Genomic DNA, 4,924 nt, shown 5'->3' on the forward strand with positions numbered 1-4,924 from the left:
CCAACCCTTGCATGGGCAGGGAGCCCATGCAGCGGTCTGCGACAACCAACCCATCCCGATTGCACCCCAACGCGACCTCGGCTTATTTACGGACAAGTTCTAAGCGCCGTCGGCTCCACCTGGGTCCACAGAGCGGCCGTCAGCACCACGCCCAGCGCCCCCACCCCGCCAAACACCAGCCAGGCCGTCGCCCGCGCGCCGTCCACCACCAGCCAGCTCCCCACGTAGTAGCCCGCCGTGCCTGCCAGCGCGCCGGCCACACTTAGCACGCCGAAGAAAGTGCCTTGGCTGCCGTCCGGGGCCACCGTCGAAGTCAGCGTTTCAATCGCGGGCAGGATGGTGGTTTCCACCACGGTATAGCCCACCACAAACAGGTAAAACCACAGCAGGCTGTCGGTCAGCGCTACGCTGGCAAACAGCAGGCTGGCCGCTGCGTAGGCCACCAGCAGCAACTGACGGGGAGGGGTGTGCACCAGCCACTGCCGGGCCAGCACCATAAAACCCACGCCCACGATGCCGTTGACCACGTAAATAGCCGCCGTGCTGCCGCTCTCCGATAGGTTTTTCAGGTAGATCGGAAACGCCACGTACAGCTGGGGAAACAAAAAGTACCAAGGCATCGCCGCGCACACCAGCAGCTGAAACGGCCGGTGCGTCAGCGCGGTGCGCATGCTGCGCCAGCCGCCCGATGTTGGGGTAGATCCCGAGACATGTGCACTGTCCATCGCCGGTTGCCGCCAGGCCCGCAGCGCCAGCAAGATAAACAGCACGGCGCTGACCGCAAAGCAGGCCTTGACGCTGATAGTGCTGCCCATGGCCCCCAGGATGGGGCCAATGACGACCCCCAGGTTTAGCATCTGGTTGTTGGCCGCAAACACCGCCGACAGCCGCTCTTGCGGTTCGCGGCCCAACACCCCAAACAGCGCCGATTCGTACACCGCCACCCCGGCGCCGCACAGACACGCCGACAGCACCAGCAGCACCGTGTCGCTTTGGCTGGCAAACCCGGCCAGGCCCACGCCCCGCAGGCACAGGCCCAGCACCAGAGCCGGTTTGGCTCCATACCGGTCCACCAGCGGGCCGGCCAGCAGCGGCAGTGATTGGGCCAGCAGCAGGTTGGCCCCCATCACCGTCGCCAAGGCCGCCGGGCCCAGCAAAAGATCCCGGCTCAAGAACACCGCCAGCAGCGGCACGGTCATGAAGTGCGAGGCGTTCATGCACAACTGCCCCCACAGCAACTGCCGGATGCGCGGAGGAAAGTCCGCCCAGGGGCCTAAGATTTTTGCGTGCATGGGGGCTTCCTGGTTGGGGTTTAACCAGGGGAATTGTAACTGTCTAAATTATTTTGATGGTTAACCTGAGGAAAGTAAAAAGCCCCTAAAGCGGCAAAAAATGGAGAATCCGCTATGCAGATGATTTTGGCCATTGATGTATATCCCACCTGCGCTGGAAGCTATCTAAAAAGTAGCAGCATGGCGCGCCGTTACAGGGCGCAACCTCGGGCGCGCCGGGTAAGGCCCCAAGCTGCTGCAACAGACCCAGCGTATCCATGATGATGCGGGTGGACTTGACCTTGGGCCCTTCAAACTGGTCGATGACCATGCCCCACATACGGACGGCACGGTGGCTGGGCGGTATTCCCGGGAAGTTGCCGCGCTGGGTTCCTTCCCAAATGAAGCGGGTCAGGACGCGGCTGTCTTCCGCCATTTGTTCATGGACGCTCCAACGCATGTCCGGAAAGGCGGTGCGCAGACCGGCTAAGGTTTCCTCCAGACCCATGAGGCCTGGCCCGAAAATGGCACCTCTTCCACCATGTCGTCATGAAAGTACTCGCCGGTGGCGGTAATCTCGCCGGAAAACAGCACCCGGTCGAGAAACTCTGCAATGCGGGCCTGGTTGTGTTCTGACATGGACATCTCCTTGGAGATGAACGGGCTATGCGTCGTAACTTAATGTAAACCGCAAGCCGCCCAGCCTGCTGAATGGATGGCTATGGCATTGAATTTAGTTGCGAACCTGAAAGTCCTGCCCTTCGTAGCCGCCTTGGAAGGACGTGATCGGGTTGGAAAGATAGCGCCCGATATCGGTTTTTAGACTTTCATATTCGGTAGTTCCCATCTTGTAGGCCGAATTGCTGCCAATCTTCAATACATCTGCCTGGTTTGCGCCGATGACCGAGGACGGGTGGTAGCTGGACATCAAAACCGCAGAGATGGTGCGGCCATTGCTGTTCTCTATGAGCCAGCGTACCGGCTCGTAATTGGATAGTACTAGTACCAATGGTGTCGGCCCAGGCGCAACACTGACTCGCACTACTCCTGTAGCCCGCTGGTTTGCCGTGCCTGGCGTTGTGCTGTGGGCTTGGTATACACCAATCACGGCCACACGGGCGTTGCTGGGAATGTTGGTTAGCAAGGGGCGCACACTGGCTGCGGGTCTTGGCGGTGCGATGCCTATGCCTTGCGCAGTTGCAGATTTCCGGATGGCGTCAATCGCGGCCTCTACCGCTGCGGCTGGTGACCCATCGGGTACTGGTGTCGGGTTTGGGGTAGTCGGTGTCTGCAGTTTGACCAACTGGCGCTCAAGATCGGCTTGGGCCAACAGGCGATTCAGGGGTTGAGGGTCACTGGTGTCCACAGCGGTGCGCACGACGATAGTGTTGTTGACGCGCCTCGCATAGCCAGAGCGTGGCCAAAAACTTAATGCCGCACCGCTTTCTACGTCCGCGCCATTCACTGTTGAGACCTTGAGATCCGCTACGTCGAGCAGCTTGTACGTGGCCGGAGACACCGCACTCGCCTGCTGGATAAAAAAGATACCGGAGTCGGTCAGCTTTGCAAACCCATAGCCATTCAGAGTGGATAGAGCCCAGTTTCCTTGTTCTCCTGTTGTAAGGTCGAGCCAGCCTAAGTCACGCATGGAGAAATACACCAGCAACGATTCGTTGCGCATCAACATGCTGGTGGATGAGGTTAAGCCCATGCCTTTGAGGTGCCATTGTTAGTTTACGGTCGTCACAAGACGGCCATCCGCACGGCGCGTATGGTCTATAAGCCATGCTGAGTAGGTTCCTCCTACTAGCAGTTTGTTCGCTGAGCTTGGTATAGATTGCGACCAGCTCAGGTTTTTATCTGTTGCTGCATAGGTTTCGCCGATACCGGTTTGCAGGTCTAACAGAACGCCATTGCTGCTGCTGCCTTCATTGAGTACCAATGCACCTACCTCTGGAATCCAGGCGACGACATTGTTGTAAGTGTCCGTGCTCCATAGAAGGTTTCCGCTTTCGGTATCAAACAAGTTCAGACTTCGATTCGACACCGGCACGCTGAGTAAGCGGCCGTTGGGCGAGAGCTTCGCCGGGCCGTTTGCATTCATCGGCGCCTGAAAGCTCTGAATGGGTTTGTCGCCCGCGAGGTCCAACACGGTGAACAGCCCGTAATCGCCTTTGGTCACCACGATGTTTGCCGACATAGCTGTTATCAAATCTACAGTATTGCGCGCACCCACGACGGTGGTTTGTCGTGGCAGCTCGGTCAATGGGCGCAATGCGGGCCGGCGAAGCGCTATGCCCACCCTTTGAATACCTACCCAGTCGGCTAGCTGGCGATCCTGCTTTTTGAAGCAATCTTGGTTTTGTATTTTCCCCTGAACTTCGCTGACCGTATCGAAGCGACTAATCGGTGCCGTGCCCGCACAGGCAAGAGCGCGAACGACCACCAGTTGGTCGAAGGCATCGGACAGGCTTGGTCTTTCGGCTGTGCCATGCGAATCCTCGGACAGTAGGTGGGCCTGGGCAATCCCCAGCTCGATGGAGAGTGGAAAAGCCTGGGTTATCTTGGTTGGTTTGGATACGAGGACGGCGGAAATACGATCACATCCGCTGAGTGTCAGCAATAAGCAAAAAAATAGGGTTCTGTGGAACAAGCTAGTCTCTCTTGACGGTACTGGTATGCATGTTTTTCATCCTACCTGCGTAGAAGGACGTAAAACATGCCAGTGCTGCAATTCGTCCACCATAAACGGGATGTTCGTAAGTGTTGCGGCGATGGTCTTGGCAACTGGATAAAGCAACTTCTTTTCTGTAAATTTTCGGAATTTGGTTTTGGTCGTTGGTGATTTGCAGCGCTCAGGGTTTCATGGTCAGGTAGATTTTTGCGGTCATCCACTCCTCATCTTGTTCAGCCAGCAATGCGCTGATGAGGCGCAGACAGCTGTCGGGGTTGGGAAACAAAGTAGCGACCCGGGTGCGGTGCTTGAGCTCCTTGTTCAGCCGCTCCAGGCCATTGGTGGTGCGCATGCGTACCCGGTGGGCCTCCAGCGCATATTCCACATGCGCTGGAAGCTACCGAAACCGTAGCATCAAGTCCCGCCCACATCCCCCTCCTGCGCCAGCCACAGCCGCGCGAAGTCGAACGACAACTGCTTGTGGTGGCGGATGGAGAGCAGGTAGGCGGTGTCTTGGATGAGGGCGTAGAGCACCAGGTAGTCGGTCATCACATATTCGCGGATCTCGCTGCCTTCGCCGAGGCGTGCTAGGCGGGTAAGTAGCGCGGCGTGTTGGTGCAGCGCCTCCACCGATTTGGGTGGACGGCTGGAGAAAGGGCGGCCCATGCGGGGGAAGAGCTCCAGGTTGGGAATCACGGTGTCGCCCAGGGCATCCAGCAAGCGGTCGTAGCCTGTGGGGAAGCTGTTGGTGGTCCAAAACGCCTCGATGGTGCCGAGGTTGGCTTCGAAGTTGGCGGTGAACTTCACGCTTGCCACGGACTAGTCCTACGCGGCTTTGGCGCGGCGGGCTTTGAGGCTTTTCAGGGCGGATTGGGCATCTGTGACCCGGCCTGCTTCCACGTCGGCCAGACCCAATGCTGCGTCGTCCAGCAGCAGCAGGTGGATGCGGGCGGCCTCCAACTGGTGGTAGTAGTCCAGC

At 58.5% G+C, this 4,924-nt stretch carries 6 protein-coding genes and 2 pseudogenes; all 8 read right to left on the reverse strand.

Annotation, left to right across the window (positions count from 1 at the left end; genetic code table 11):
• Positions 1-86: 86 nt before the first annotated feature.
• The gene (locus tag ABI213_RS06145; RefSeq protein ID WP_348026416.1) at positions 87-1,292 is read right to left on the reverse strand and encodes an MFS transporter; all 1,206 of its coding nucleotides are present in this window, start codon (positions 1,290-1,292) and stop codon (positions 87-89) included.
• A 112-nt stretch (positions 1,293-1,404) separates the two neighbouring features.
• Positions 1,405-1,779, reverse strand: a complete 375-nt coding sequence (locus ABI213_RS06150) for an ester cyclase (RefSeq protein WP_348026418.1) — start codon at positions 1,777-1,779, stop codon at positions 1,405-1,407.
• Entirely contained in the window at positions 1,758-1,910 is a 153-nt protein-coding gene (locus ABI213_RS06155; RefSeq protein WP_348026420.1) for a hypothetical protein, read from the reverse strand. The genes ABI213_RS06150 and ABI213_RS06155 overlap by 22 nt, the downstream gene beginning before the upstream one ends.
• Positions 1,911-2,004: 94 nt before the next feature.
• Positions 2,005-2,958 carry a hypothetical protein gene (locus ABI213_RS06160; RefSeq protein WP_348026422.1) on the reverse strand — a complete coding sequence of 318 codons (954 nt, stop codon included), beginning with the start codon at positions 2,956-2,958 and terminating at the stop codon, positions 2,005-2,007.
• A gap of 42 nt (positions 2,959-3,000) precedes the next feature.
• Positions 3,001-3,924: a hypothetical protein gene (locus ABI213_RS06165; protein ID WP_348026424.1), complete on the reverse strand. Its 924-nt coding sequence runs from the start codon at positions 3,922-3,924 to the stop codon at positions 3,001-3,003.
• Positions 3,925-4,126: 202 nt separating this feature from the next.
• Positions 4,127-4,312, reverse strand: a pseudogene (locus ABI213_RS06170) (transposase); the annotation flags it as partial.
• 47 nt (positions 4,313-4,359) lie between these two features.
• On the reverse strand, positions 4,360-4,761 hold the full coding sequence (locus ABI213_RS06175) for a type II toxin-antitoxin system RelE/ParE family toxin (protein ID WP_348026426.1): 402 nt from the start codon (positions 4,759-4,761) through the stop codon (positions 4,360-4,362).
• Positions 4,762-4,770: 9 nt separating this feature from the next.
• Positions 4,771-4,924 (reverse strand): annotated as a pseudogene (locus ABI213_RS06180) (prevent-host-death protein); the annotation flags it as partial.

The sequence above is a fragment of the Rhodoferax sp. genome, from assembly GCF_039922535.1.
Taxonomy (GTDB): domain Bacteria; phylum Pseudomonadota; class Gammaproteobacteria; order Burkholderiales; family Burkholderiaceae_C; genus Rhodoferax_B.

What these genes read in the sequence shown, in the direction of transcription:
- ABI213_RS06145 (WP_348026416.1), bottom strand. Translation starts at nt 1,292, where the DNA reads ATGCACGCAAAAATCTTAGGCCCCTGGGCGGACTTTCCTCCGCGCATC.
- ABI213_RS06150 (WP_348026418.1), bottom strand. Translation starts at nt 1,779, where the DNA reads ATGGGTCTGGAGGAAACCTTAGCCGGTCTGCGCACCGCCTTTCCGGAC.
- ABI213_RS06155 (WP_348026420.1), bottom strand. Translation starts at nt 1,910, where the DNA reads ATGTCAGAACACAACCAGGCCCGCATTGCAGAGTTTCTCGACCGGGTG.
- ABI213_RS06160 (WP_348026422.1), bottom strand. Translation starts at nt 2,958, where the DNA reads ATGTTGATGCGCAACGAATCGTTGCTGGTGTATTTCTCCATGCGTGAC.